General features: G+C 63.5%; 26 protein-coding genes and 1 tRNA gene. 15 read left to right on the top strand and 12 right to left on the bottom strand.

The genetic code is table 11. The features are described 5' to 3' along the window. The first annotated feature begins 15 nt into the window (after nucleotides 1–15). Together CAY82_RS13290 and CAY82_RS13285 are read left to right on the top strand one after the other, a co-directional pair. Nucleotides 16–414, top strand: a complete 399-nt coding sequence (locus CAY82_RS13290; protein ID WP_087501604.1) for a hypothetical protein — start codon at nucleotides 16–18, stop codon at nucleotides 412–414. A gap of 2 nt (nucleotides 415–416) precedes the next feature. Next, nucleotides 417–887, top strand: a complete 471-nt coding sequence (locus tag CAY82_RS13285) for a GreA/GreB family elongation factor (RefSeq protein WP_087501603.1) — start codon at nucleotides 417–419, stop codon at nucleotides 885–887. A gap of 124 nt (nucleotides 888–1,011) precedes the next feature. Here the strand turns inward: CAY82_RS13285 and CAY82_RS13280 are convergent, their stop codons facing one another. Then, nucleotides 1,012–1,950: a LysR family transcriptional regulator gene (locus tag CAY82_RS13280; protein WP_087501602.1), complete on the bottom strand. Its 939-nt coding sequence runs from the start codon at nucleotides 1,948–1,950 to the stop codon at nucleotides 1,012–1,014. 118 nt (nucleotides 1,951–2,068) lie between these two features. Here CAY82_RS13280 and CAY82_RS13275 point away from each other — a divergent pair, with 118 nt between their 5' ends. The 4 genes from CAY82_RS13275 (at nucleotide 2,069) to CAY82_RS13260 (ending at nucleotide 7,064) form a co-directional block, all read left to right on the top strand. Then, nucleotides 2,069–2,818 (top strand): 3-oxoacyl-ACP reductase family protein, encoded by a 750-nt coding sequence (locus CAY82_RS13275; RefSeq protein ID WP_087501601.1) that lies wholly within the window; start codon nucleotides 2,069–2,071, stop codon nucleotides 2,816–2,818. 179 nt (nucleotides 2,819–2,997) lie between these two features. Next, the gene (locus CAY82_RS13270) at nucleotides 2,998–4,185 is read left to right on the top strand and encodes an MFS transporter (protein ID WP_087501600.1); all 1,188 of its coding nucleotides are present in this window, start codon (nucleotides 2,998–3,000) and stop codon (nucleotides 4,183–4,185) included. A 159-nt stretch (nucleotides 4,186–4,344) separates the two neighbouring features. Continuing rightward, nucleotides 4,345–4,725 (top strand): hypothetical protein, encoded by a 381-nt coding sequence (locus CAY82_RS13265; protein WP_087501599.1) that lies wholly within the window; start codon nucleotides 4,345–4,347, stop codon nucleotides 4,723–4,725. A 197-nt stretch (nucleotides 4,726–4,922) separates the two neighbouring features. Further along, nucleotides 4,923–7,064, top strand: coding sequence for a TonB-dependent siderophore receptor (locus CAY82_RS13260; protein ID WP_087501598.1), 2,142 nt, complete (start codon nucleotides 4,923–4,925; stop codon nucleotides 7,062–7,064). Between the two features lie 159 nt (nucleotides 7,065–7,223). Here the strand turns inward: CAY82_RS13260 and CAY82_RS13255 are convergent. Next, a tRNA-Ser gene (locus CAY82_RS13255) sits at nucleotides 7,224–7,313 on the bottom strand. 198 nt (nucleotides 7,314–7,511) lie between these two features. On the opposite strand from CAY82_RS13255, the gene CAY82_RS13250 reads away from it, so the two are divergent. The 3 genes from CAY82_RS13250 to CAY82_RS13240 all read left to right on the top strand — a co-directional run bounded on the left by CAY82_RS13250 (nucleotide 7,512) and on the right by CAY82_RS13240 (nucleotide 10,118). Further along, the gene (locus CAY82_RS13250; protein ID WP_087501597.1) at nucleotides 7,512–8,201 is read left to right on the top strand and encodes a crotonase/enoyl-CoA hydratase family protein; all 690 of its coding nucleotides are present in this window, start codon (nucleotides 7,512–7,514) and stop codon (nucleotides 8,199–8,201) included. Nucleotides 8,202–8,364: 163 nt separating this feature from the next. Further along, the gene (locus CAY82_RS13245; protein WP_087501596.1) at nucleotides 8,365–9,093 is read left to right on the top strand and encodes a 1-acyl-sn-glycerol-3-phosphate acyltransferase; all 729 of its coding nucleotides are present in this window, start codon (nucleotides 8,365–8,367) and stop codon (nucleotides 9,091–9,093) included. Between the two features lie 53 nt (nucleotides 9,094–9,146). After that, the gene (locus tag CAY82_RS13240) at nucleotides 9,147–10,118 is read left to right on the top strand and encodes a magnesium and cobalt transport protein CorA (RefSeq protein WP_087501595.1); all 972 of its coding nucleotides are present in this window, start codon (nucleotides 9,147–9,149) and stop codon (nucleotides 10,116–10,118) included. A 31-nt stretch (nucleotides 10,119–10,149) separates the two neighbouring features. On the opposite strand, the gene CAY82_RS13235 is transcribed toward CAY82_RS13240, so the two are convergent. Further along, nucleotides 10,150–10,881 carry an amidotransferase gene (locus tag CAY82_RS13235; RefSeq protein ID WP_087501594.1) on the bottom strand — a complete coding sequence of 244 codons (732 nt, stop codon included), beginning with the start codon at nucleotides 10,879–10,881 and terminating at the stop codon, nucleotides 10,150–10,152. A 219-nt stretch (nucleotides 10,882–11,100) separates the two neighbouring features. Between CAY82_RS13235 and CAY82_RS26090 the strand changes: the two genes are divergently transcribed. Further along, on the top strand, nucleotides 11,101–11,343 hold the full coding sequence (locus CAY82_RS26090; RefSeq protein ID WP_140399107.1) for a hypothetical protein: 243 nt from the start codon (nucleotides 11,101–11,103) through the stop codon (nucleotides 11,341–11,343). A gap of 66 nt (nucleotides 11,344–11,409) precedes the next feature. After that, complete coding sequence (locus CAY82_RS13230) at nucleotides 11,410–12,210, top strand: cytochrome c (protein WP_087501593.1); 801 nt, start codon at nucleotides 11,410–11,412, stop codon at nucleotides 12,208–12,210. Between the two features lie 40 nt (nucleotides 12,211–12,250). Here the strand turns inward: CAY82_RS13230 and CAY82_RS13225 are convergent, their stop codons facing one another. The 4 genes from CAY82_RS13225 to CAY82_RS13210 form a co-directional block, all read right to left on the bottom strand. Then, complete coding sequence (locus CAY82_RS13225) at nucleotides 12,251–12,583, bottom strand: ribonuclease E inhibitor RraB (RefSeq protein WP_087501592.1); 333 nt, start codon at nucleotides 12,581–12,583, stop codon at nucleotides 12,251–12,253. A gap of 176 nt (nucleotides 12,584–12,759) precedes the next feature. Then, complete coding sequence (locus CAY82_RS13220; protein ID WP_087501591.1) at nucleotides 12,760–12,996, bottom strand: hypothetical protein; 237 nt, start codon at nucleotides 12,994–12,996, stop codon at nucleotides 12,760–12,762. Between the two features lie 251 nt (nucleotides 12,997–13,247). Beyond that, nucleotides 13,248–15,323: an LTA synthase family protein gene (locus CAY82_RS13215; protein WP_087501590.1), complete on the bottom strand. Its 2,076-nt coding sequence runs from the start codon at nucleotides 15,321–15,323 to the stop codon at nucleotides 13,248–13,250. A gap of 179 nt (nucleotides 15,324–15,502) precedes the next feature. Then, nucleotides 15,503–15,694: a PLDc N-terminal domain-containing protein gene (locus CAY82_RS13210; RefSeq protein ID WP_087501589.1), complete on the bottom strand. Its 192-nt coding sequence runs from the start codon at nucleotides 15,692–15,694 to the stop codon at nucleotides 15,503–15,505. 125 nt (nucleotides 15,695–15,819) lie between these two features. Between CAY82_RS13210 and CAY82_RS13205 the strand changes: the two genes are divergently transcribed. Further along, nucleotides 15,820–16,758, top strand: coding sequence for a ZIP family metal transporter (locus CAY82_RS13205; RefSeq protein WP_087501588.1), 939 nt, complete (start codon nucleotides 15,820–15,822; stop codon nucleotides 16,756–16,758). A 124-nt stretch (nucleotides 16,759–16,882) separates the two neighbouring features. Here CAY82_RS13205 and CAY82_RS13200 read toward each other — a convergent pair whose 3' ends face one another. Both CAY82_RS13200 and CAY82_RS13195 read right to left on the bottom strand, forming a co-directional pair. Then, the gene (locus CAY82_RS13200) at nucleotides 16,883–17,413 is read right to left on the bottom strand and encodes a hypothetical protein (protein WP_087501587.1); all 531 of its coding nucleotides are present in this window, start codon (nucleotides 17,411–17,413) and stop codon (nucleotides 16,883–16,885) included. A 60-nt stretch (nucleotides 17,414–17,473) separates the two neighbouring features. Further along, nucleotides 17,474–17,998: an ankyrin repeat domain-containing protein gene (locus CAY82_RS13195; RefSeq protein ID WP_087501586.1), complete on the bottom strand. Its 525-nt coding sequence runs from the start codon at nucleotides 17,996–17,998 to the stop codon at nucleotides 17,474–17,476. A 264-nt stretch (nucleotides 17,999–18,262) separates the two neighbouring features. Here CAY82_RS13195 and CAY82_RS13190 point away from each other — a divergent pair, with 264 nt between their 5' ends. Beyond that, nucleotides 18,263–18,535: a DUF3509 domain-containing protein gene (locus CAY82_RS13190; RefSeq protein ID WP_013971511.1), complete on the top strand. Its 273-nt coding sequence runs from the start codon at nucleotides 18,263–18,265 to the stop codon at nucleotides 18,533–18,535. 124 nt (nucleotides 18,536–18,659) lie between these two features. On the opposite strand, the gene CAY82_RS13185 is transcribed toward CAY82_RS13190, so the two are convergent. The 3 genes from CAY82_RS13185 to aroC all read right to left on the bottom strand — a co-directional run bounded on the left by CAY82_RS13185 (nucleotide 18,660) and on the right by aroC (nucleotide 21,566). Beyond that, on the bottom strand, nucleotides 18,660–19,196 hold the full coding sequence (locus CAY82_RS13185; RefSeq protein ID WP_087501585.1) for an oxidase: 537 nt from the start codon (nucleotides 19,194–19,196) through the stop codon (nucleotides 18,660–18,662). Further along, nucleotides 19,196–20,350: an MFS transporter gene (locus CAY82_RS13180; protein ID WP_087501584.1), complete on the bottom strand. Its 1,155-nt coding sequence runs from the start codon at nucleotides 20,348–20,350 to the stop codon at nucleotides 19,196–19,198. Before CAY82_RS13180 ends, CAY82_RS13185 begins: the two co-directional genes overlap by 1 nt. A 124-nt stretch (nucleotides 20,351–20,474) precedes the next feature. Next, nucleotides 20,475–21,566 (bottom strand): chorismate synthase, encoded by a 1,092-nt coding sequence (gene aroC / locus CAY82_RS13175; RefSeq protein WP_087501583.1) that lies wholly within the window; start codon nucleotides 21,564–21,566, stop codon nucleotides 20,475–20,477. A gap of 236 nt (nucleotides 21,567–21,802) precedes the next feature. Between aroC and CAY82_RS13170 the strand changes: the two genes are divergently transcribed. Further along, a complete protein-coding gene (locus CAY82_RS13170) occupies nucleotides 21,803–22,762 on the top strand; it encodes an alpha/beta hydrolase (protein ID WP_087501582.1) in 960 nt (319 codons plus the stop codon). Between the two features lie 65 nt (nucleotides 22,763–22,827). After that, a complete protein-coding gene (locus CAY82_RS13165) occupies nucleotides 22,828–23,610 on the top strand; it encodes a hypothetical protein (protein WP_087501581.1) in 783 nt (260 codons plus the stop codon). Nucleotides 23,611–23,716 lie beyond the last annotated feature (106 nt).

The raw sequence follows: 23,716 nt of genomic DNA, 5'->3' as shown, positions 1-23,716 counted from the left end.
TGTCAGGAGGCTGCCATGCCGCGCCACCGTGAATTGAAGATCACTCTCAAGCCGTTGCCGTTGATCCTGTGCGTTGCCTTTGGCCTGTGGCTGGGCGCCGTGGCCATCGCCGCCAGCCTTTGGCTGGCCCTGCAACTGTGGCCACAACAGGTACAGCCACTGGCCCAGGCCGTGGCCCCCAGCGCATACCGGCCTGCCACGCCGCCAGCACCAGCCCCTGTGGCAGATGCCCAGGCGCAAATGTTCGAACGCTACAAGGACATCCTGCACAAGCAGGAACTGCAACAGGCCGCCGAGGCCGCCCAGGGTAACCCGCGCAACCTCAACAGCCCCAAGTGCCAGTTCTGGCTACAGCAGAACCGCACCGCGCCCACCGACAAAAGCCAGGCCAACGTGCTGGAGTTCTGTTACTGACCATGGACAAGCCCCACCTGCTGGCGCAGATCGTCGCCACCCTCGAACATGACCTGGATGTGCTGACCCGCGCGGCGCAAACCGCCTACGAAGCCGCCACAGCCGAAGAGAACATAGCCGAGAACAAGTATGACACCCTTGGCCTGGAAGCCTCGTACCTGGCCACCGGCCAGGCCCGCCGCAGCGCCGAGATCCGCAAGGCGCTGCTGACCTACCAGCAACTGCTGCTGCGCGATCATGACCCGGCACGCGGGGTGCAGGTGAGCAACCTGGTGACACTGGAAGATGAAGATGGCGGGCAGCGCCGACTGTTCCTCGGGCCCGAGGCGGCGGGGTTGAAGATTGGCGAGGGGGATGGGCTGGTGACGGTGATTACCCCGCGCTCGCCGCTGGGGCAACAACTGGTCGGCAAGAAGGTTGATGATGAGGTAAGCCTGGGGGCACAGGCATTGGTCATCGTCGATATTGTCTGAACCGGCCTCTTCGCTCCTCAGGCCAGTGATACCCCTTGTAGGAGCAGCCTTGTGCTGCGAAGGGGCCATGAGCAACACAGAAGATCTCTTGCCTTACCGGCCTCTTCGCAGCACAAGGCTGCTCCTACACGGATTGCAAGGCATCGAACCGCCGCGCCAAACCCTGCTCTGCGAACTGCTCCACCACAAAATCGACAAACGCCCGGGTCTTGCCTGGCAACAGCTTGTGTTCGGCGAAATACAGGCTGATATGCCCATCGTCCACATACCAGTCCGGCAGCACCCGCCGCAGCCGCCCGCCTTCCAGGTACGGCACGGCAAACGGCAGGCTCACCAGGGCAATCCCCAAGCCCTGCTCAGCCACCGCGCAAGCCGCATCCGAATCGCTCATGGTCATCGCCTGGCGCAACTGCAGTGGCTGCTGCACCTGCCAACGGCTGGTCAACGGCCATGAGCGCACCCGCCCGGTCTGCGGCGAGCGGATCAGGATACCGTCATGCCGTTGCAGTACCTGCGGGTCGTCAATCGGCGCGTGCCGGCCCAGGTACGCCGGCGCCGCCACCAGCACCCGATGCGCCGGGGTCAGCTTGCGCGCCACCACCCCCGGCGGCAGATCGAAGCCACCACCAATCGCCGCATCGAAGCCCTGGCCGATCAGGTCGACCTGACGGTTGTCAAAATGCCAGTCCGGGGTAATGGCCGGGTAGCGACGCAGGAACTCACCCAGCAATGGCAACACATACAAGCGCCCGAACACCGTGCCCATGCTCACCCGCAACAACCCGGCCGGCTGGCCTTCGCTGCTGGCCAGGTTGGCCACGGCGTACTGGATGGTGCGAAAGCTGTCACTGACCTCCCCCAGAAATCGCTGCCCTGCTTCGGTCAGGGTCAGCTTGCGGGTACTACGCTGGAACAACCGCACCCCCAGGCGTGCTTCCAACTGGGCAACATGCTTGCCTACGGCAGCCGGGGTAATGCTGAGGCGCCTGGCGGCCTCGGCAAAGCTGCCGACCTCGGCACTGCGAATGAAGCATTCCAACGCGTTGAAAGATTCCATGGCCATGATTGGCAACCAAAGGTTTACTCTGCTGATAGTGATTACCATCTTATCAGCAGGTAATCAAACGCCGATACTGCGCCCATCCAAGGCATTCCGGCCTGGCTTCCAGCAGGAGATCAACATGTCCAAGCAACACACACTCGAAGGCAAGGTGGCCCTGGTACAGGGCGGTTCCCGCGGCATTGGTGCAGCCATCGTGCGACGCTTGGCCCGCGAAGGCGCACAGGTGGCCTTCACCTATGTCAGTTCCGCCGGCCCGGCGCAGAAGTTGGTTGAGGAAATTACCGAAAACGGCGGCAAGGCGCTGGCCCTGCGGGCCGACAGTGCCGACGCAGCGGCCGTACAACTGGCCGTGGATGACACGGTGAAGGCCTTCGGCCGGCTGGATATCCTAGTCAACAACGCCGGTGTGCTGGCGGTAGCGCCGGTGACCGAATTCGACCTGGCCGACTTCGACCACATGCTGGCGGTGAACGTGCGCAGCGTATTCGTTGCCAGCCAGGCCGCGGCACGCTACATGGGCCAAGGCGGGCGCATCATCAACATTGGCAGCACCAATGCCGAGCGCATGCCGTTTGCCGGTGGCGCCCCCTATGCCATGAGCAAATCAGCGCTGGTCGGCCTGACCCGCGGCATGGCACGTGACCTGGGGCCGAAAGGCATTACCGTGAACAACGTGCAGCCAGGGCCGGTGGACACCGACATGAACCCGGCCAGCGGCGAGTTCGCTGACAGCCTGATCCCGCTGATGGCGATCGGGCGGTATGGCGAGGCGGATGAGATTGCCAGCTTCGTGGCTTACCTGGCGGGGCCTGAGGCGGGGTATGTCACTGGGGCCAGCTTGACGATTGATGGCGGGTTTGCAGCCTGATTGAAGGGTTGCCTGTTCCGGCCTCTTCGCGGGTTTACCCGAAAAGGCCGGCACAGGTTCAACCGCTGCCCAACCTCCAGCAACACCCTCCCCCGCCCTGCCTTGCCACACAATGCATTGATGTCGTGCCCGACACTTTCCGATAATCCCCCCTTACTCCTGCCCGCAACGAGAACTGCATGAACGCCCCCACTCTCAGCCGTGCCCTGATCCTGCTGATGGCCACCGCCACCGGCCTGGCCGTGGCCAGCAACTACTATGCGCAACCGCTGCTGCACAGCATCGCCCAGCAGTTCGGCCTGAGCACCGCCAGTGCCGGCAGCATCGTCATTGCCGCGCAACTCAGCTACGGCGCCGGCCTGTTGCTGCTGGCACCGCTGGGCGACCTGTTCGAGCAGCGCCGGCTGATCACCGTGATGACCGCCATTTCCACCCTGGGCCTGGTCATCAGCGCCTGCGCACCGAGCCTTCCCTGGCTGATCCTTGGCACCGCGCTGACCGGGCTGTTCTCGGTGGTGGCGCAGATCCTCGTGCCCATGGCTGCGACCCTCAGTGAGCCACACCAGCGCGGGCGCGCGGTCGGCACCTTGATGAGCGGATTGCTGCTGGGCATCCTGCTGGCGCGTACCGCCGCCGGGTTCATGGCCGAACTGGGTGGATGGCGCAGCATCTACGTGCTGGCCGCGGTTCTGATGGCCATCACCGCCGTGGCGCTGTACCGCAGCCTGCCGCAACACCACAGCCATGCCGGCCTGAAATACCCGGCGCTGATCGGCTCGGTATTCCGCCTGTTCCTCGAAGAACCGGTGCTGCGCCTGCGTTCGCTGCTCGGCCTGCTGGCATTCAGCCTGTTCGCCCTGTTCTGGACGCCACTGGCGTTCCTGCTGGCGAAAGGCCCGTATCACTATTCGGACGCGGTGATAGGCCTGTTCGGCCTGGCCGGTGCAGCGGGTGCACTGTCGGCCAACTGGGCGGGTCGCCTGGCCGACCGTGGCAAGGGTTCGCTGGGCACCACCGTGGGCCTGGTGGTATTGCTGCTGTCATGGGTGCCGCTGGGCTTCGCCGAGCAGTCGTTGCTGGCCTTGCTGCTGGGCGTGCTGATGCTCGACCTGGCAGTACAACTGGTGCACGTGAGCAACCAGAATGCGGTGATTGCCCTGCGGCCCGAGGCGCGCACGCGGCTGAATGCCGGGTATATCACCTGCTACTTCATTGGCGGGGCATTAGGGTCGTTGCTGGGCACGCAGTTGTTCCAGCGCCAGGGCTGGATGGGGATCGTGGTGGCGGGGTTGGTGATTGGCGGGCTGGCGTTGCTGGCGTGGGGGTTGGCCGAGCGCAAGCGCAAGCACGCTTTCCAGGCGGCCTGAAAGATTTTTGTCGGATTCTTCGCGGGCATGCCCGCGAAGAGGCCATTAGCCATGGCGACAATGCACCGCACGACCCTCCGTCGCATGGCCGTTGACTTGCCCGCCCGGTCAGCGCTCAGTAGGCGCTGGTCAATGCCCTTTCCCTGACAGGACGACGTTATGACAAGACTCACGGTGCAATCCGGCGATTTCTTGCAAGGTGAAGGCGAGTATCGCAACGGATCGCTCACACTCAAGACCCCGCGCAGCCCCTCGCCGGGCGAGCGGATTTCCCTGGCACGCATCAGCGACCTCCGGCTAGCCAGCCTGGAGTCCAGCCGTAACCTTGGCAGCGCCCTGGGCTGGGGCGTAGCCGGCGCCCTGGTGGCCGGTCCGGTGGGGTTGCTGGCCGGGCTGTGGCTGGGTGGCAAGGAAGAAGAAGCCACCTTCCTGGCCACCTTCAAGGACGGGCGCAAGCTTATGGCCATTACCGATGGCAAGACCTGGTCGAAGATCGATGACAACTGGCGGCAGCACAGGCGGCCGGCCAACCAAGACTGAATATCACCGGGCCTGGATCGTTTTATGTTGAAGGCGGCTGTAAGATGCCGCCTTTTTCATGGCCTGTGCCGGCCTCTTCGCGGGTAAACCCGCTCCCACAGGAAAATCACTATCCTCAGGTTCAGTGATATCCCTGTGGGAGCGGGTTTACCCGCGAAGAGGCCGGCACAGGTGTGCGCATCCAGGAGCCCCACCGCATGCCCCCGCGTCACCCCCGCCTGCCTCTGAGCCTGCTCAGCCTGGGCCTGGCCCTGCATTGCCCACATGCGCTTGCCGAAGACAGCGTGTTACTGGCCCCGCTGCAGGTCTCCGACACCTACGCCGACGACGGCTACCAGGCACGCCAGGCAGCAGTAGGCGGCTTCCAGCCCGCGCCCTTGCTCGACACCCCGGCCTCGATCAGCGTGTTCAGCCAGCAGCTGCTGGAAGACCGCCAGGTCCGCAAGCTCAGCGAAGTGCTGCAAAGCGACGCCTCGGTAGGCGAAAGCTACGCCCCCATCGGTTACTACGAAAACTTCAACGTGCGTGGCTTCGAGCTGAATGCCGCCAGCAGCTACCGCATCAATGGCCAGACCATTGCCGGCGAGCAGAACGTGGCCCTGGAGAACAAGCAGCAGGTGGAGTTGCTCAAGGGGCTGTCCGGGCTGCAGAGCGGCGTGTCGGAGCCGGGCGGCTTGGTCAACTACGTGACCAAGCGCGCCGAAGACGTGCGCAGTATCACGGTGTCGACCAACGAACAGGGCGAACGCTATCTGGCCACCGACCTGGGCGGCTGGTTCGGCAGCGAGCGGCAGTTCGGCCTGCGGGCCAACCTGGCCCATGAAGACATCCGCTCATACGTCGACCACGCCGACGGCAAGCGCGACTTCGCCTCGCTGGCCTTCGACTGGCAGATCAACCCGGATGCCACCCTGCAGCTGGATGCCGAATACCAGCACCGTGAACAGCGCTCGGTGCCGGGTTACCAGCTGCTCGGTGGCAGCGAAGTACCCCATGGCATCGACCCGGAAGACCGCCTGGCCTACCAGCACTGGGCCAAGCCGGTGCAGAACGATTCACTGAACCTGGGCGGGCGCTTCGAGTATCGTTTCAACGAGGCCTGGACCGGTACCTTGAGTGCCTCGCGCAGCAAGGTCGTGATCGATGACTACAGCTCGTTTGCGTGGGGCAGCGAAGATGGTATGCAGTCGCACTTTAGCCCGGAAGGTGACTACGACATCTACGATTTTCGCAGCCCCGACGACACTCGTCGCATCGATGAAGCCCAGGCTATGCTCAATGGCAGGTTTGACATAGCAGGCACCAGCCATGAACTGATCGTAGGAACCAGCGCTCAACGCCGAACTCTGGATCAGCGGACTTACTACAACGAACTTCTGGAGCACGGCGGCAATATTTACACTGGGTCGATAGCCCAGCCGCCTTCCGACAAATCCATAGGGCCTAGCGAGCGTCGCCTGGACAGCCGCCAGTACGGCCTGTTCGTCAGCGACCGTATCAGCTTCAACGAGCGATGGCAGACCGTGCTGGGCGGTCGTGAAGTACGCCTGGATGAAAAGACCTGGAACGAGAATGGCGTTGCCGGCCGCCATACTCGACAATACGAGTTGCTGCCCAATGCCGCGCTTATCTACAAACCTCAGCCGGACACCACCTTGTACGCCAGCTACGCCAAAGGCCTGTCAGCCGGCGGCACAGCGCCCTGGTTTGCCAGCAACGCAGCCGAAATCCTCGCGCCCACGACTTCGCATCAACTGGAACTGGGCCTCAAACACGACTGGCAAGGCCTGAGTTTCAGCGCCGCATTGTTCCAGATACGCCAGGCATACCAGTACGCGCGCCCGGACGGCGCCGGCACTTTCACCTATGTGCAGCAAGGCCAGCAGAAGAACACCGGCCTGGAACTGGGCGCCAGCGGCTGGGTGACCTCGAACCTGCAGGTGCAGGCCAGCGCTGCGGCCATTCGGGCGCGGGTGCAGAACAGCGATACCGATGCCTATGAAGGCCACCAGGCGATCAACGTGCCCAGGTTCCGGGCGGCGCTGCAGGCGGAATACACCCTGCCGGTAGCGGGGTTGGCACTGCTGGGCGGGGCGCGTTACAGCGCCAGCAAATATGCGAGCCAGGCGGGGAATGTGGAAGTTGGTGGGTATACGGTGTTCGATGTGGGTAGCCGCTACCGCACGCGTATCGGGGGGTATGACACGGTGCTGCGGTTGACTGTGGATAACGTGTTCGACAAGCGTTATTGGCGCGATGTGGGGGATTACCTGGGGGATAACTACCTGTTCCAGGGGGCGCCGCGGTCGGCTCGGCTGTCGGCTTCGGTCAGCTTCTAGATTTTTGGGGCTGCCTTGCAGCCCATTCACAGCACAAGGCTGCTCCTACAGGATGGGGTGCGCCCCTGCAGGAGCTGCCTTGTGCTGCGAATGGGCCGCAAAGCGGCCCCAGAAACAAAAAGCCCCCGGCTTCTCAGCTCGGGGGCTCTTCGTAGAATGTGGCGGTGAAGAAGGGATTTGAACCCTTGATACGATTTCTCGTATACACACTTTCCAGGCGTGCTCCTTCGACCACTCGGACACTTCACCGTTTCTCTCCAAGCCTTGCAGCCTGTCGAGGTGCGCTAATTTAGTGAAAGGCTTTCCCTTTGGCAAGCATTTTTTTCAATTTTTTCATGCATTTGCATTTGAGCCCCGGCGAGCGCTGACCGACCAGTCAGCCTTACTGCTTTACCTCGCCCGTGGCGCTGGGTAACGTCGTCGCCACGCCAACAAAAGGACTCTGCCATGAGCGAGCTGATTACCTACCACGCCGAAGACGGCATCGTCACCCTGACCCTGAACAACGGCAAGGTCAACGCCATCTCGCCAGACGTCATCGCCGCCTTCAACACCGCGCTCGACCGCGCCACCGAAGAGCGCGCGGTGGTGATCATCACCGGGCAGCCCGGCATCCTGTCTGGCGGCTACGACCTCAAGGTGATGACCAGCGGCCCCAAAGAGGCGATCAGCCTGGTCACCGCCGGCTCCACCCTCGCCCGCCGCCTGCTGTCGCATCCGTTCCCGGTGGTGGTCGCCTGCCCGGGCAATGCCGTAGCCAAAGGCGCCTTCCTGCTACTGTCGGGCGACTACCGCATTGGTGTCGAAGGGCCGTACAAAGTGTGCCTGAACGAAGTGCAGATCGGCATGACCATGCACCATGCCGGCATCGAGCTGGCCCGCGACCGCCTGCGCCGCTCGGCCTTCCACCGCTCGGTGATCAATGCCGAGGTGTTTGACCCGCAGGGCGCGGTGGATGCCGGCTTCCTCGACAAAGTGGTGCCGGCCGAGCAGTTGCAGGAAGCGGCACTGGCGGCGGCGCGGGAGCTGAAGAAGCTGAACATGCTGGCGCACAAGAACACCAAGCTGAAGGTGCGCAAAGGCCTGCTGGAGGCGCTGGACAAGGCGATCGAGCTGGACCAGCAGCATATGGGCTAGCCGGACCGGCCTCTTCGCGGGTAAACCCGCTCCCACAGAAGCCCCGCTTCACCTGTGGAAGCGGGTTTATCCGCGAAGAGGCCGGAACAGGCTCACACCAAGGTTTGCCCCAACCAGTGCACACCCGTACACTGCCCGGCGACTGTCTGGTGTGAGTCGTACCATGCTTTATTCGTTGCGCATGTTCCTGCTGGCGCTGCATTTCCTTGTGGTTGGTGCCCTGGGCCTGGTCATTGGCCTGTGCCGCCCCTTCAACCCCGACAACAGCCGCCTGTTCGCCCGCCTCTACAGCTTGCCGGCCACCTGGCTGATGCGCATCAGGGTCAAGGCCGAAGTCGGTCCGCTGTGGGACCAGCCACCCGGATGTGTGATCGTTGCCAACCATCAGTCCAATTTCGACCTGTTCTTGCTGGGCCAGGTGGTGCCACAACGCACCGTGGCCATCGGCAAGAAGAGCCTGGGCTGGATCCCGCTGTTCGGCCAACTGTTCTGGCTAGGCGGCAATGTGCTGGTTGACCGCAAGAACGCCTACCAGGCACGCAAGGCCATGCAGAAGACCACCCGGGTACTGCAAGACGACACCTCGATCTGGATTTTCCCCGAAGGCACGCGCAACGCTGGCGAGCACCTGCTGGCCTTCAAGAAAGGCGCGTTTCACATGGCCATCGAGGCTGGCGTGCCGATCGTGCCAGTGTGTGTCAGCCGCTATGCCAGGCGCCTGAGCCTGAACAGCTGGCGGCAGCGCACGGTCATCGTGCGCTCTCTCCCACCGATCGCCACGGCGGGCATGACCTTGCAGGACCTGCCGGCGCTGATCGAACAATGCCGGGAGCAGATGCAGCAGTGCATCGACCGCATGGAAAGGGAACTGGCCACGGCAGGTTGCTCTTGAGCCCACGACAGCCCAAGCTGTAACCCGTGTTCAACCGTAAAAAGCGAACAACCATGGGGCGAGTCGTGGCATCGGCGGTGTACAGCGCCGGCAGAAAAGTGACCAACATCAGCATTGATGAAGGCAGTGAGTGGGCCCGCAAGCCGGGGCACTTTGTGTGGATCGGCCTGGAAGAGCCCAACGCCGAGGAACTGGCCAACCTGCAATGCCAGTTCAACCTGCACGAACTGGCTATCGAAGACGCCCTGGAAAAGCACAGCCGGCCCAAGCTGGAAACCTTCGGCGACGCCCTGTTCATCGTCACCTACTCGCCGGTGCGCCACGAAGGCAAGCTGGAGTTCATCGAAACACATATCTTCGCCGGCAACGGCTACATCATCACCTGCCGCAACGGCCACTCCAAATCCTACGCCCTGGTGCGCCAGCGCTGCGAAGCGCGGCCGTTGCTGCTGGAGCACGGCGAAGATTTCGTGCTGTACGCCCTGCTCGACTTCGTCACCGAGAACTACCAGCCGGTCAGCGAGGCCATTCATGGCGAGATCGAAGAACTGGAGCAGAGCGTGCTTGGCGGTTCGCTGCAGGAGGACGATATCCGCCGCCTGCACAGTCTGCGCCGCGACATCCTGCGCCTGCGCCGCTACGTGGCGCCGATGGTGGAAGTGAGCGAGGAACTGCAGCGCCTGAGTTTCCCGTTCATCGACAAGAACATGCGCCCGTACTTCCGTGATGTGCAGATCCACGTGACGCGGCAGATGGAAGACCTGGCCGGTATCCGCGACATCGCCAGCCAGACCATCGAGATCGGCATGCTGCTGGAATCGTCAAGGCAGAGCATCGTGCAGCGCAAGTTCGCGGCCTGGGCGGCGATCCTGGCGTTCCCCACGGCAATTGCCGGGATTTACGGGATGAACTTCCAGAACATGCCGGAGCTGGGATGGCACTATGGGTATTTCGGGGTATTGGGGGTAATTGGGCTGGGCTGTACCGGGTTGTATGCCAGCTTCAAGAAATCGGGCTGGCTTTGAGATTGTAGGGGCCGCTTTGCGGCCCCGGCCCTCACGCCGCGTCGTGCTTGCTGATCGGGTGCTGGATAAACCGCAACATCCACTCCCCCACCAGGTCGCCCTGATGCTCGGCGGCCAGGCTGGCCACGGCCTTGTGGTACACCTCATCGCCCAGATGCTCCTGGCGCGCATCGAGCAGCGCGCGGGAGTAGTCGTGCACGAATTCCGGGTGCCCCTGGAAGCACAGCACCTGGTCACGAATGTGGTACGCCGCGTTCGGGCAGAAATCGCTGGAGGCGATCACCGTGGCACCTTCCGGCAGCTCGGTCACCTGGTCCTGGTGGCTGATCAGCAAGGTCAGCTCCGACACCTCCGGGTCCATCCACGGTGCATGGGCCGCCAGCGAATAACGGTGGATACCCACGCCCCAGCCCTGTTCGGCACGCTCGGCCTTGCCACCCAGGGTCAATGCCAGCAACTGGTGGCCGAAACACACACCCAATAGCTTCTCGCCACGCTCATACAGCTTCAGCAGGTAGGCCTTGAGGGTCTGGATCCACGGGTCGGTACCAAACGAATCGGCCTTGCTGCCCGTCACCAGGTAGGCATCGAATGCTTCGTTGTCGGCGGGGTAATCGCCGTTCATCACGTTGTACACACGAAATTCGGCGGCGATAGGCTGACGCGAGAAGAGCTGCTCGAACATCCTGCCGTAGCCCTGGTACTGCGCCGTCAACTCCGGTCGCAGGACATCGGTTTCAAGGATGCAGATGCGTAACGACATAGGGGTAGTCCTGAACGACATGGGTGGGAATCTGCTGTAGAGACTGACGCGAAAGGCACGTACAAGCAAGTAGGCTGCACTGACGAACGGTCACATTTCGTCGGCGCCGTGCTGGCACTTGCGCCACCGTCTAGCGAGAGCATGCCAGCCGGCTGGCACTTGGCCTCATAGCTAACAGAAATCAACGGACCAGATCATTAGAACAAAGGGTTCTCAAACATGGATGACGCACACCCTAATGTTGGTTGTATATCCACTTTCAAGAGGCAGGCAGTTCAGGCGTCACGCAACGCTACTGCGATCGACCCGAAGCGCGACAGGGAAGCCAACGGGTATTCAGGAATAACAACAAGAAGGCGGTCCGCCATGTTCAGACAATCGAAAATTCGCCAAGCTGGGCTCATTCTCTTCGCCACGACTTTGCTGCTGATCCTGCCGAACCTGACACGTTTGTTCGGCTGACTGCCGCTGTGGCGCCAACAGGCAGCGCACAGGTAACCTGCTGGCCTTGATGGTCGGAGATTACCCATGCGCAACTGCCTTGCCCTGTTAGTGTTCCTCCTGAGCCTGCCGCTGTCGGCGGCGCAACTGCACCTTGAACTGGGCGCCACGACGCGCCAGTGGAGCAGTGCCGAACTGCTCGACCACCCGCTGGCCCGGGACATCAGCATCGAGCAGGACGTTTCCTACAAGCGGCTCATGCACTATCGGGCGGTGCCGCTGGCCGCGCTGCTGGACGGCGTGAGCGCCAGCGACCATCTGCAGGCGGTGGCGCTGGACGGCTTTGCCGCCGAAATGCCCGCAGCGCCGCTGTTACAGCATGGGCCGGCACAGGCCTGGCTGGCAGTGGAGGACCCAGGCCAGCCGTGGCCACCACTGGCCCAGGGCAAACCGAGTGCGGGGCCGTTCTACCTGGTGTGGACTGCACCGCAGGCCAGCGGCATCCGCCCGGAGCAGTGGCCGTTCCAGATTTCCACTATTCGCAAGCTGGCCTCTGTCGAAGCGCGTTTTCCGGCGCTGCTGCCCGATCCGAAGCTGCCGGCCGACAGCCCGGTACGCCGGGGCTTTACCCTGTTCCAGCAGAATTGCCTGGCGTGCCATAGGCTGAACGGCGCGGGTGATGCGCAGGTGGGGCCGGACTTGAATGTGCCGCATAACCCGACCGAGTACTTTCGACCTGAGTATCTACGCCAGCTGATTCGTGACCCGCAGAGCCTGCGGCGGTGGCCGCAGGCGAAGATGCCGGGGTTTGCAGAGAGTGTTTTGAGTGAGCCGGAGCTGGATGAATTGCTGGCCTATTTGACGCATATGGCTGGGCGCAGGCATTGAGAACCTTGGGGCCGCAAAGCGGCCCCAAATTCCCAAAGTATCAGGCTATGGGCCGCTCCTGCTTGACCCCCCACCCTTCCACCTCACCACCATAGGGTGTCACCATCTGCTCGAAGGCCTCTTCGAAGTCGCCAATCCCGCCATGGGTGGCATACATGACCTTGCTCAGCTCCAGATGCCAGGCACCGTCGCCCAACTCCTTCACCTGGGCATTCAGCGATTCGCCGCGAAACTGCCTGGCCGCGCGGCGGGCCCCTGCTTCGTCGGGGAATATGGCGTAGAACTCAATGGGGTGGATCTGTGTGAAGTCGAAACCGCCTGCCTTCATCTGACGCAGGACGTTGCTGCTGATATCGTCGTTCTGGCTGCTCATGAAACGTCCTCCTGAATAATGCGATGGATAGACTTTCCGTGCACTACGCACCTGCCGGCAGCTGCCGGGCAGTTCGAGCTGATGCAAGACGCGAAGGGATGCAGTGCTGACCCGCAGAGTGGGCTGGCACCTTCATGCAGCGTAGTGCTTGCCATGGCACCACGCAAACGTGTGGTTCAGGGCGTTTCGTGGATACTGGTGATGGTCACGCCAGTCTGCTCCTTGAGCCAGCGTGCAGTGGGGGAAATGGCGCGGTCCTGGAAGTCGTTGAGGTCCAGTTCGTCCATCACCGGGAACAGGTGCGAACGGATGGCCCGCGCGGCATCCTCCTCGCTGGGGCACTGCTCGCCGCGCAGCGTCAGGGTGGTGAGCACGCCCTTCTGGTCGGCAAAGATGACTTCCCACTCTTTCATTGAACGGCCCCTCTCAGTCAACGAACATCGGGTGTGTGATGCCTGAAACAAGTGACCTTGGGGCGGGGAGAATGTTCAGTCAGATGACTTGCTAACGGTGCGGCTTTTGTGGGAGCGGCCTTGTGTCGCGAAAGGGCCGCAAAGCGGCCCCGGCGATTTATGCATGGATACTGGAACTGGGGCTGCTGCGCAGCCCTTTCGCGGCACAAGGCCGCTCCCACACGGCCCAGGTCCACCTGGCGATCCAGCTTCTACTTTGGAGTGCCGTGCACTACACCGGCCGTGTTATCCAGCAAGCTCTTGGTTGCCGTCTGGATATACGCTTCCAGCTTCTTCAGCATCTCCGGCTGGTCCGGGCTTTCGATCAACTCGGCCTTGAACTCGCTACCCAGCTGGTAGCGGTACATGCGCGGGGTCATGTCCTTGGACTCGATCAGGATGCGGTCGCCCTGTACCAGGCCAACGATCTGCTCGCTGCCCGATGGCTTGATCATGCCCACGCCCTGGTCACCCTCAGGCAGGTTGAGCAGGTCGCGGCCCCAGCACTGGTGACGGGCCTGGCCACCCAGGCGGCCCATGATGGTCGGCACGATGTCGACCTGGGTGCCCACGGTGTGGTTGACCGCACCGAACTTCTCCTGGATGCCCGGGGCAATCAGCAGCAGCGGCACGTTGAAGCGGCCCAGGTCCAGCTCGGTGACCTGCTGGTGGTTGCCAAAGCCATGGTCGCCCACGATGACGAACAGGGTTTCCTTGAAGTACGGCTCCTTGCGCGCTTTCTCGAAGAACTGCCCCAACGCCCAGTCCGAATAACGCATGGCAGTCAGGTGCTCGTCCAGGCGGCCCTGGCCGGTCACCGGTTCTACCGGCAGGTCCTTGGGCAACGCATACGGAGTGTGGTTGGACAAGGTTTGCAGCAGCGCGTAGATCGGCTTCTTGCCGTCGTGCCTGGCCAGCTCTTCGGCGCCACGGTCGAACATGTCCTGGTCGGATACGCCCCAGGTCGGGTCGGAGAACACCGGATTGACGAAGTCGTTACGGCCAATGAAGGTGGTCATGCCCTGGTTGCCAAAGAAGCCGGACTGGTTGTCCCAGGCAAAGTCGCCGTTGTAGACGTACACATCGTCGTAATCGCGAGCGCTGAGCAAGGCCGGCAGCCCGGACAGCTTGTGGCCGCCTTCCGGGGTCTGCATCAGGTATTCGAAGCCTGGCAGGTTGGGGAAGCAGGCCATGGTGGCGAACATACCCTGGTGGGTATGGGTGCCGTTGGAGAAGAAGCGGTCGAACAGCAGGCCCTCTTTGGCCAGCTTGTCGAAGTACGGGGTGATGTTGTTGGGGCTGCCCAGCGCGCCGACCGAGTGGCCGGCGAAGCTTTCCATCAGGATCACCACCACGTTCTTGATCGGCAAGGTGCGCTCGGCCGGCGGCACGAAGTCGCGGCGGATGGCGGCCTCGTCGGCATCGACCAGGGTGTCGTTGGCGGTCAGCAGTTGCTCGCGCACGCTCTGCGTGGCCACATCCTGCTCCAGCACCGGCTTCCAGATGTTGGCGCGGTCCTCGCCGAAGCGGCTCTTGGCGGCATCGATCAGGGTCAGGGTGCCGTTCAGGCCCAGCTGGTTGACGAAGTTGGATTCAGTGGTGAAGGCATCCCCCCAGCGCATCGGCGGGCCCTGGCGCAAGGTGCCACGGGCGGCGACCACGGCCACCAGCAGGATCACCATGAACACCGCCAGGCGGTTGTACCACGGCGCCGCGCGGCGCTGCAGGGTCACCTCGCCGGCGCCCTTGCCACGGGTCATGCGATCGATGCCCTTGAACAGCAGGCTCAGCAGCCAGGTGCCGAACAACCAGGCCAGCAGGTAGCGCACCACCGGGAAGCCGTACCAGAGCATGCTCAGTACCGTTTTCGGGTCTTCCTTGATGTACTGGAATACCAGGCCGTTGAGGCGCTGGTGGAATTCGCGATAGAAGTCCATTTCCATCAGGCCGAGGAACATCACCACGCTCGAGGTGATGGTCAACCAGAAACGGAACAGGCCACGCCGGGCCATGGCCCAGGGGCTGAGGATGGCCAGCAGCAGCGGAATGCTGATGTACACCACCACCCGCAAATCGAAGCGCAAGCCGTTGAGGAAGCCTTCTGCGACGGTCGCGCTGGGGGTATCACCGATCATGTCGCTGTTGTAGACCAGCAACGCCAGGCGAACGAGGCTGAGCATCAGCATGATCACCAGGCCGCTGAGCAGCGTGTAGGCCAGGTGGGATTTCAGGGTCGGCGAGAACGACGCTCGCGCGCCCCGTAGCTTCAAGGCGTCCGGGTTAGCCATGAATGGGAAGGTCCTAGGATTACGGTTTGCGGAGATGGCGGTGGCGCTAGACCAACGCAGCATTGTGCGGGTGCGGATTCTGTTTAAACCAATGTGAAAATTTTGTCACGGGGGTGTTGCCGGTTTTGTCTGTACTGGCCTCTTCGCGGATAAACCCGGGTAGAGGCCGGTACAGACATTCAGATCCGCACATCCCCCCGCGGCCCGGCAATCGCCCAGATCACCAGGCCCACCACCGGCAGCAAGGCGATCAGCAAGATCCACAAGACCTTGATGCCCACTTCGCTGCCGCTCTTGATCACATTGAGGATGGCCCAGATATCCAGCGCCAGGATGATCAGCCCGACCAGGCTGTTGAACGTCGACCCCATGCCAAAACTCCTGTCAAAGGCTTTGCTGCACAGCATAGTCAGCTATCAAGGCAATAGAAGGGAATCCTTGGCGGTTGGCCCAGGTCCCTGAGTAGACTGCCGGTATCCACTGATTCGAGGTTCGCATGCCACCCGCCCAGACCCAAAGCGCCGCTCCACCCTCACTGCTGCATGCCTGGCGCCAACAGGCTGTGAACACCCCCTGGCTCAGCGCCGGCCTTGGGCTCAGCCTGCTGGCAGTGATGCTATTGCTAGCCGCCAGCCTGTGGAACGCGGTGAACGGCGACCACGCCGACAACCTGCACCTTGCCATGCTGGGCGGGTTGTCCGGCTTTGGCGCCACGGCGCTGGGCGCGGTACTGGCGGTGGTGCTGCGTGATGTCCAGGCGCGCACCCAGGATGTGATGCTGGGTTTTGCCGCCGGCATGATGCTGGCGGCCAGTTCGTTCTCGCTGATTCTGCCGGGCCTGGATGCCGCCCGCGAAATTACCGGCAACGGCCCGGCCGCGGCCTTTACCGTGGTGCTGGGCATGGGCCTGGGCGTGCTGCTGATGCTGGGCCTGGACCGCTTCACCCCACATGAACACGAAAGCACCGGCCCATGTGGCCCAGAGGCCGAGCGCATCAGCCGCGTGTGGCTGTTCGTGCTGGCTATTACCCTGCACAACCTGCCTGAGGGCATGGCCATTGGCGTAAGCTTTGCCAATGGCGACATGAACATCGGCCTGCCGTTGACCAGCGCCATCGCCATCCAGGACATCCCCGAGGGGCTGGCCGTGGCGCTGGCCTTGCGCGCTACCGGGCTGTCGAACCTGAAGGCTGCGCTGGTGGCGATCGGGTCGGGGCTGATGGAGCCGCTGGGCGCGGTGATCGGCCTGGGGATCTCGACCGGCTTTGCCTTGGCCTACCCGGTGAGCATGGGGCTGGCGGCGGGGGCGATGATCTTTGTGGTTAGCCACGAGGTGATACCCGAAACCCACCGCAATGGGCACCAGACAGCGGCGACCCTGGGGTTGATGGGTGGGTTTGCGGTGATGATGTTCCTCGATACCGCGCTGGGCTGATGCTTGAAGCTGCCTGTGCAGGCCTCTTCGCGGGTAAACCCGCTCCCACAGGGATATCACTGGGCTTGAGGGGAGTGATATCCCTGTGGGAGCGGGTTTACCCGCGAAGAAGCAAACGCTGAAATCAGATGTGTATGGCGACCTTCAGGGCTTCCAGGGCCGGCTCGACCTTGATCCCCACCTCTGCCCCCAGCTCCAGCACCCGCGCCAGGTCGTTCTGCCCCACCATCACCATCTGCAACTCGTCATCCAGCAACTGACTGAAGTTGAGCAGCACATAACCACCGGCCTCTTTGTTCAACGCGCCCATCTGCACCTGGATGCGATTGAGCGCGGTCAGCGGCTCGGTGCGGGCCAGTTGCTTGGGCTTGAGGGTGAGCGGCACGTTCTGGTCGAACGAATCGGCGATCTGCTGGAACAGGTCCTGGTAGCTGTCGGCCTGGAACACCACTGTGTCCGGCAGGCTGCCCAGCACCACCCATTCGCCCAGCGGGATGGGGAAGCTGTCGTCGTAGTTGATGTCGGGGTTGGCGGCCAGGAAGGCAGCGGGATCGGCGTAGGCCTGGGCGGCCTCGTCGGCGATGCGCTCGATGTCTTCCTCGCGCATGCAGCCAGCGCCAATGAGGCTGATGAATTCGAGCAACTGAGTTTTCATGAAAGGGGGCCTGCGACGGGTGAAAAGTCGCCAAGGATAGCCGCAAATGCCCCCTTGCGGTTAGCCGGCCAGCGCTTGCAGGCGTGCTGCGGCGTCCACGGCACCCATGGTTTGCGCCGCCATCAGTGCGGTGGCACCGCGGGCATCCTGGCGGGTCGGGTCGGCGCCCTGGGCCAGCAGGTAGTCGAGGATTTCGCCACGGTTGAACATAGCCGCCAGCATCAGCGCAGTGCGGCCATCCTGCGCGGCGGCGTCCACCGGCACGCCGTGCTCCAGCAACAGGCGGATCATGGCCAGATCCCCCTTGAACGCGGCACCAGCGATGGGCAGCTGGCCATTATCGTTGGCAATCAGTGGATCGGCGCCGTGCGCCAGCAGCACGCGCACGGCATCGTGGTGGCCGTGGTAGCTGGCCAGCATCAGCAGGGTGTCGCCCTTGTGGTTGCGCAGGTTAGCCGGCAGGCCGCTGGCAAGCAGACGCCCGAGCATCTCGGCATCGCCCCGGCGGGCACGTTCGAACACCTGCTCGGCGAAGGCGGCGGTTTCGTCGTCGGTCATGGCGGCGGGCGTGGGTTGGCTGGACATCTGGAACCTCCTGGCAGAAATCGTTGCCCAAGTCTTTGTCAGGCAAGGCGGCCGGGTCAAAGGTTCAGATTCTATCGGGCCGATAGCTGGCCGCGGGTCATGCAATATGCACTGTGCAAAATGCACGACCGTGCAGGTTGCACGACGGCGTTTCGGAAGGATTGACGTAACCGACTGAATTTAAATATTTTTTTCAAAAAAACATACTGGCACGGTCACTGCAACCATCAACTCATGTCTGCCACGCAACAGCCAGGAGTTGATATGGACCTCATCCAGGAAAAGTTCGTTTCGGTATTTTCGGCCTACCAGGTAAATACCCAGGCCCGCCCCGACGGCGGTGTGCTACTGACCCTGCGCGCTGCTGATGGCAAGGTTACCCGCCGGGTGCTGACCTATGCGCAACTGCACAGTGCCGAGCAGCTTTCATGGGCGATCAGTGCAATTCGCCGGGATCTGGCCGAGCAGGCCAGTGAATTGCCGGTGATTTCGATGCTGCAAAGCCAGCAGCGGTTTGCCTTGCCGACTTATCGCTGAGTTTTGTGTTGGCTGATCTGGCCTCTTCGCAGCGCAAGGCTGCTCCTACAAGTACAGCGCAAAGCTGAGGCTGGCGCGGGCCCTGCAGGAGCAGCCTTGTGCTGCGAAGAGGCCGGCAAAGCCATCACAACTCATCAATGCCCAGAAACGCCCGCGCAGTCACATCCCCGGTAAACTTCGGCTGTATCCCCTGCTCGCTGCCATACAACCGCAACGCCAGGCAAAACGGTGCATCGCCCAGCTCGACCCAGCGCCGAGTCCCTGCCGGTACCACCAACTGGTCCCCCTTCTCACAGAGCACCGAATACACCCAATCCCCTAAACGCAGGCCAACCTGCGCCCGCCCGCTGACCACGGCAAACACCTCGTCGGCGTCATGCACATGCTCATCGCGCACATCTACCTGTGCCGGGGCCTCACCGTCACGGTTGAGCACCACGAAGGCCTTGCTGCCATGCGCCGTCATCAACTGGTCCAGGTACCCACGGCAGGCGCCCAGTACCTCGTCCTGGGCCGTGCCCGGGCGCACCCGCAGGCCATGCTCGGCATGGGCAAAGCGCGCCCCCTGCTCGGCCAGGGTGGCGGCGATGTCGTCGTGGTGCGTCAGCACCTTGTTCGGCAGTTCCGGGCTGGAGGTGTGGAAAACGCTGAGAATGCTCATCAGGGGCGGGTCCTGGTCGGTTGCGAACAAAGGGCAATGATAACGGCTGCAACCAGGGCTGCGGCACTGGCCATACCAAAGGTGAAGGTGGGCCCCAGCAGTTTCCAGCTGTAGCCTGAATACAACGCCCCCAGCGCACCGCCAGTGCCCGACAGCGCCGCATACAGCGCTTGGCCCTGGCCCTGTTGGCGAGCGCCGAAACTGGCCTGGACGAAAGCGATGCTGGCGGCATGGAAGCAGCCGAAGGTGGCCGCGTGCAGTACCTGGGCGAACACCAGCACCGCCGGCTCACCGGCCAGGTTGCCCAGCAACAGCCAGCGCAGCGCCGCCAGCACGAAGCTGGCCAGCAGTACCCGCTGCACCGAAAAGCGCGCGAAGATGCGGCTCATGCCCATGAACACCAGTACTTCGGCCACCACCCCCAGGGCCCACAGCAGGCCAATGGCACCACGGGCATAGCCCAGGTGTTCCAGGTGCAGGGTGAGGAAGGTGTAGTACGGCCCGTGGCTGAGCTGCATCAGTGCCACGCAGGCGTAGAACGCGATCACCCCGGGCGCCCGCAGCTGCTGCAGGAAGCCGCCCGCGCCGCTGCGCTCGCCCTGTTCCACCGGCTGGGCATTGGGTACCCACAGGCTGGCGGCGACGATGCCGGCCATGATGGTGACCAGCGCCACCGGGTAAATATCCAGGCTCAGCCACTCGAACAGCCGGCCCAGGCCGACCACGGTGAGGATGAAGCCGATCGAGCCCCACAGGCGCACCTGGCTGTAGCGCGCGGTTTGCCCGTGCAGGTGGGCCAGGGTAATGACCTCGAACTGCGGCAGCACCGCATGCCAGAAGAACGCGTGCAGGGCCATGACCAGCGCCAGCCAGGCGTAGCTTTTGCCAAGGAAGATCAGGGCGAAGGTAGCCAGGGTCGACAATGCGCCCAGGCGCACGATCAACAGGCGCTGGCCGGTGCGGTCACCCAGCCAGCCCCACAGGTTGGGGGCGACGCAGCGCATGAGCATGGGGATGGCAACCAGCTCGCCGATGCGCGCCGGGGAGAAGCCCAGGTGGTCGAAGTACAGCGCCAGGAACGGGGCGGTGGAACCGAGCAGGGCGAAGTAGAACAGGTAGAAGCTGGACAGGCGCCAGTAGGGGATTGGTTGCATGGGGTGGCCTTGTGGGGACCTGTGCCAGCCTCTTCGCGGGTAAACCCCACAGGTACCTCACTGCCCTCAGGCCCAGTGATATTCCCGTGGGGGGTTTACCCGCGAAGAGGCCGGTACTGGCGAATCAGAGCTGGCCCAGCACCGGGGTATTCACTTTCACATCGGCATTCTGCGCACGGTGGCGCAGCAGGTGGTCCATCAGCACGATGGCCATCATCGCCTCGGCGATCGGCGTGGCGCGGATGCCCACGCACGGGTCGTGGCGGCCTTTGGTGATGACGTCCACCGGGTTGCCGTCGATGTCGATGGAGCGGCCCGGGGTGGTGATGCTGGAGGTGGGCTTCAACGCCAGGTGGGCAACGATCGGCTGGCCCGAAGAAATACCGCCGAGGATGCCGCCAGCGTTGTTGCTGAGGAAGCCTTCCGGGGTCAGCTCGTCACGGTGCTCGGTGCCGCGCTGGGCCACGCTGGCGAAGCCGGCGCCGATTTCCACGCCCTTGACCGCGTTGATGCTCATCAACGCGTGGGCCAGTTCGGCGTCGAGGCGGTCGAAGATCGGCTCGCCCAGGCCCGGCATCACGCCTTCGGCGACCACGGTGATCTTGGCACCCACCGAGTCCTGGTCACGGCGCAGCTGGTCCATGTAGGCCTCCAGCTCCGGCACTTTGCCCGGGTCAGGGCTGAAGAAAGCGTTCTGCTCCACCGACTCCCAGGACTTGAACGGGATTTCGATCGGGCCCAGCTGGCTCATGTAGCCGCGCACGGTGATGCCCTGGGTGGCCAGGTACTTCCTGGCGATGGCACCGGCAGCCACGCGCATGGCAGTTTCACGGGCCGAGCTGCGGCCACCGCCGCGGTAGTCGCGGATGCCGTACTTGTGGTGGTAGGTGTAGTCGGCGTGGGCCGGGCGGAACAGGTCCTTGATCGCCGAGTAGTCCTTGGACTTCTGGTCGGTGTTGCGGATCAGCAAGCCGATCGAACAGCCGGTGGTGCGGCCTTCGAACACCCCGGAGAGGATTTCCACCTCGTCGGCTTCCTGACGCTGGGTGGTGTGGCGGCTGGTGCCAGGCTTGCGCCGGTCAAGGTCGTGCTGCAGGTCGGCGAGGGAAATTTCCAGGCCCGGTGGGCATCCATCGACAATGGCGACCAACGCCGGGCCATGGCTCTCGCCAGCGGTGGTGACAGTGAACAGCTTGCCGTAGGTATTGCCGGACATGGACGCTCCGCGAGATCTGCCTGAAGTGAACGAAAGCGGCAGTATACAGATGGATTGATCGCCTGTGCTGGCCTCTTCGCGGGTAAACCCGCTCCCACAGGGTCATCACAAGATGCGAAAATTGTGCTGTACCTGTGGGAGCGGGTTTACCCGCGAAGAGGCCAGCACAGGCAACCTCCCCTTCGAACCTTCCCACGAACACTGGGTCAAACCCTCATCTCCCCATGTAGTACCGCATGATGTCGCGCCTAGTCGCCCTGTTCTTCCTGCTGTGTACCGGCCTGGCCCAGGCCGCCCCCACCGTGCTGCAACGCCCGATCGACCTCGACACCGGCCAGGGCGTGCTGCACGGCAGCCTGCTGCTGCCGCAACAGGCCACCCCACCACCGGTAGTGCTGATCATCGCCGGCTCCGGCCCAACCGACCGTGACGGCAACAACCCGGCATCAGGCCGGGTCGACAACCTCAAGCGCCTGGCCCTGCTGCTGGCCAACGAGCACATCGCCAGCGTGCGCTACGACAAGCGCGGGGTGGCCGCCAGCCAGCCGGCCACGCCGGACGAGCGTGACCTCAGCGTGGAGCGCTACGTGGCCGATGTGGTCGCCTGGAGCCACAAGCTCAAGGCCGACCCGCGCTTTGGCCCGCTGATCCTGATCGGCCACAGTGAGGGCGCACTGATCGCCAGCCTGGCCGCCGAGCAGGCAGGCGCCAGCGCGGTGATCACCCTGGCCGGCAGCGGCCGGCCGCTGGCCGAGGTGCTGCGCGAACAGCTGGCCCAGCGCCTGCCGCCGGCACAACTGGCCGGTGGCAGCGCCCTGCTCGACCGCCTGCAGGCCGGGCAGACCAGCCTGGAGGTGCCGGCGCCGCTGCGCCAGGTGTTCCGTCCCAGCGTGCAGCCCTACCTGATTTCGCTGTTCCAACAGAACCCGGCGGCGGCCTTTGCCCGCCTGTCCATGCCCGCACTGATCGTGCAGGGGCGCAACGACGTGCAGGTGGGCGTAGTCGACGCCGAACGGCTGAAGGCGGCCAAGCCGGATGCGCAGCTGGTGCTGATCGATGGCATGAACCACATGCTGCGCATCAGCCCCAGGGCGATGAGCCAGCAGCGCGACAGCTACCTCAACCCCGAACTGCCGCTGGCGCGAGAGCTGGGTGAACGGATTGTGACGTTCATCCAGCATTTGCCTTCGGCGTGAGGTAAACGGGCTCAGGTCTCGGACACGCCTGCCGATACAGCGGGCATAGCCGAGGACAAGCCCTGATGACAACCACCCCCGTCGCCGCAGAGCCGGCCGAAGAACCTCAGGAAAGCCCTGCCCTTCCTTGGGCCGAGCTGACCGCCGAACATTTCCAGCTGCTGCGCCTGGCCGCCCTGCCCACCGACCGCAGCACCGGCGCACGGCCGCTGCGCTTTGTGCAGTTCGGCTATGCCGAGCGCCACGACAAGGCTCACAGCCTGCTGCGCATGGAAATCAAACTTCCGGGCCAGATGGTACACAAGGAGCAGAACCGTCTGGACATCCGCGTCGACCATACCGAACGCCTGGTGCGCATCGGCGGTGGACATGGCCTGCACCTGGAACCGTTGAACCGTGGCATCGGCCGCTTCCTGCTGGCCCAGGCAGCGCAGTGGCTGCAGCGCAAGTGGTCGCACTACCGGGTCGAGGGCATGGCGTTGCCGAGCAAGGATGCGCTGAACGAAGACTCGCGTCTGCGCCGGGATCACTGCCTGCGCGGGGTGGGTATCGAGGTGGAGTACGAGGACAGCCAGCACCTCAAGGGCCGTACCGTGGAAATGACGGTGGGCCAGCTCAAGGGCGCGTGGAACAGCGAGCGCTTGCAGCGGGTGGAGATACTGGATGCTGCCAGCCTGCTGCAGCAGGCTGACCAGCAGTTGCAGGAGAAGGAAGGGCAACTGCGTGAGCGCGATGAGCGGGTGGCCAAGTACCAGCGTGAAGACAGCGGGTTGCGCTTTACCATTACTTGCCTGGTGGCGTTTGCAGTGTTCCAGGCGGGGTTGCTGATCTGGATTGCCACGCGCTGACACCGCGTTGCCTGCTTCGCGGGTAAACCCGCTCCCACAGGGACCGCGTCGCACCTGAGGGCAACGCCATACCTGTAGGAGCGGGTTTACCCGCGAAGAGGCCCTG

Source organism: Pseudomonas sp. SID14000 (genome assembly GCF_002165135.1).
Lineage (GTDB): Bacteria > Pseudomonadota > Gammaproteobacteria > Pseudomonadales > Pseudomonadaceae > Aquipseudomonas.
This window is presented reverse-complemented; position numbering and strand designations above follow the sequence as displayed.

Coding starts and splice junctions, on each gene's coding strand:
- CAY82_RS13240 (WP_087501595.1), top strand. CDS start 9,147: ATGGGGCGAGTCGTGGCATCGGCGGTGTACAGCGCCGGCAGAAAAGTG.
- CAY82_RS13180 (WP_087501584.1), bottom strand. CDS start 20,350: ATGCAACCAATCCCCTACTGGCGCCTGTCCAGCTTCTACCTGTTCTAC.
- CAY82_RS13250 (WP_087501597.1), top strand. CDS start 7,512: ATGAGCGAGCTGATTACCTACCACGCCGAAGACGGCATCGTCACCCTG.
- CAY82_RS26090 (WP_140399107.1), top strand. CDS start 11,101: ATGGATGACGCACACCCTAATGTTGGTTGTATATCCACTTTCAAGAGG.
- CAY82_RS13205 (WP_087501588.1), top strand. CDS start 15,820: ATGCCACCCGCCCAGACCCAAAGCGCCGCTCCACCCTCACTGCTGCAT.
- CAY82_RS13290 (WP_087501604.1), top strand. CDS start 16: ATGCCGCGCCACCGTGAATTGAAGATCACTCTCAAGCCGTTGCCGTTG.
- CAY82_RS13220 (WP_087501591.1), bottom strand. CDS start 12,996: ATGAAAGAGTGGGAAGTCATCTTTGCCGACCAGAAGGGCGTGCTCACC.
- CAY82_RS13215 (WP_087501590.1), bottom strand. CDS start 15,323: ATGGCTAACCCGGACGCCTTGAAGCTACGGGGCGCGCGAGCGTCGTTC.
- CAY82_RS13190 (WP_013971511.1), top strand. CDS start 18,263: ATGGACCTCATCCAGGAAAAGTTCGTTTCGGTATTTTCGGCCTACCAG.
- CAY82_RS13210 (WP_087501589.1), bottom strand. CDS start 15,694: ATGGGGTCGACGTTCAACAGCCTGGTCGGGCTGATCATCCTGGCGCTG.
- CAY82_RS13225 (WP_087501592.1), bottom strand. CDS start 12,583: ATGAGCAGCCAGAACGACGATATCAGCAGCAACGTCCTGCGTCAGATG.
- CAY82_RS13195 (WP_087501586.1), bottom strand. CDS start 17,998: ATGTCCAGCCAACCCACGCCCGCCGCCATGACCGACGACGAAACCGCC.
- CAY82_RS13265 (WP_087501599.1), top strand. CDS start 4,345: ATGACAAGACTCACGGTGCAATCCGGCGATTTCTTGCAAGGTGAAGGC.
- CAY82_RS13245 (WP_087501596.1), top strand. CDS start 8,365: ATGCTTTATTCGTTGCGCATGTTCCTGCTGGCGCTGCATTTCCTTGTG.
- CAY82_RS13165 (WP_087501581.1), top strand. CDS start 22,828: ATGACAACCACCCCCGTCGCCGCAGAGCCGGCCGAAGAACCTCAGGAA.
- CAY82_RS13260 (WP_087501598.1), top strand. CDS start 4,923: ATGCCCCCGCGTCACCCCCGCCTGCCTCTGAGCCTGCTCAGCCTGGGC.
- CAY82_RS13230 (WP_087501593.1), top strand. CDS start 11,410: ATGCGCAACTGCCTTGCCCTGTTAGTGTTCCTCCTGAGCCTGCCGCTG.
- CAY82_RS13170 (WP_087501582.1), top strand. CDS start 21,803: ATGATGTCGCGCCTAGTCGCCCTGTTCTTCCTGCTGTGTACCGGCCTG.
- CAY82_RS13235 (WP_087501594.1), bottom strand. CDS start 10,881: ATGTCGTTACGCATCTGCATCCTTGAAACCGATGTCCTGCGACCGGAG.
- CAY82_RS13200 (WP_087501587.1), bottom strand. CDS start 17,413: ATGAAAACTCAGTTGCTCGAATTCATCAGCCTCATTGGCGCTGGCTGC.
- aroC (WP_087501583.1), bottom strand. CDS start 21,566: ATGTCCGGCAATACCTACGGCAAGCTGTTCACTGTCACCACCGCTGGC.
- CAY82_RS13185 (WP_087501585.1), bottom strand. CDS start 19,196: ATGAGCATTCTCAGCGTTTTCCACACCTCCAGCCCGGAACTGCCGAAC.
- CAY82_RS13270 (WP_087501600.1), top strand. CDS start 2,998: ATGAACGCCCCCACTCTCAGCCGTGCCCTGATCCTGCTGATGGCCACC.
- CAY82_RS13280 (WP_087501602.1), bottom strand. CDS start 1,950: ATGGCCATGGAATCTTTCAACGCGTTGGAATGCTTCATTCGCAGTGCC.
- CAY82_RS13285 (WP_087501603.1), top strand. CDS start 417: ATGGACAAGCCCCACCTGCTGGCGCAGATCGTCGCCACCCTCGAACAT.
- CAY82_RS13275 (WP_087501601.1), top strand. CDS start 2,069: ATGTCCAAGCAACACACACTCGAAGGCAAGGTGGCCCTGGTACAGGGC.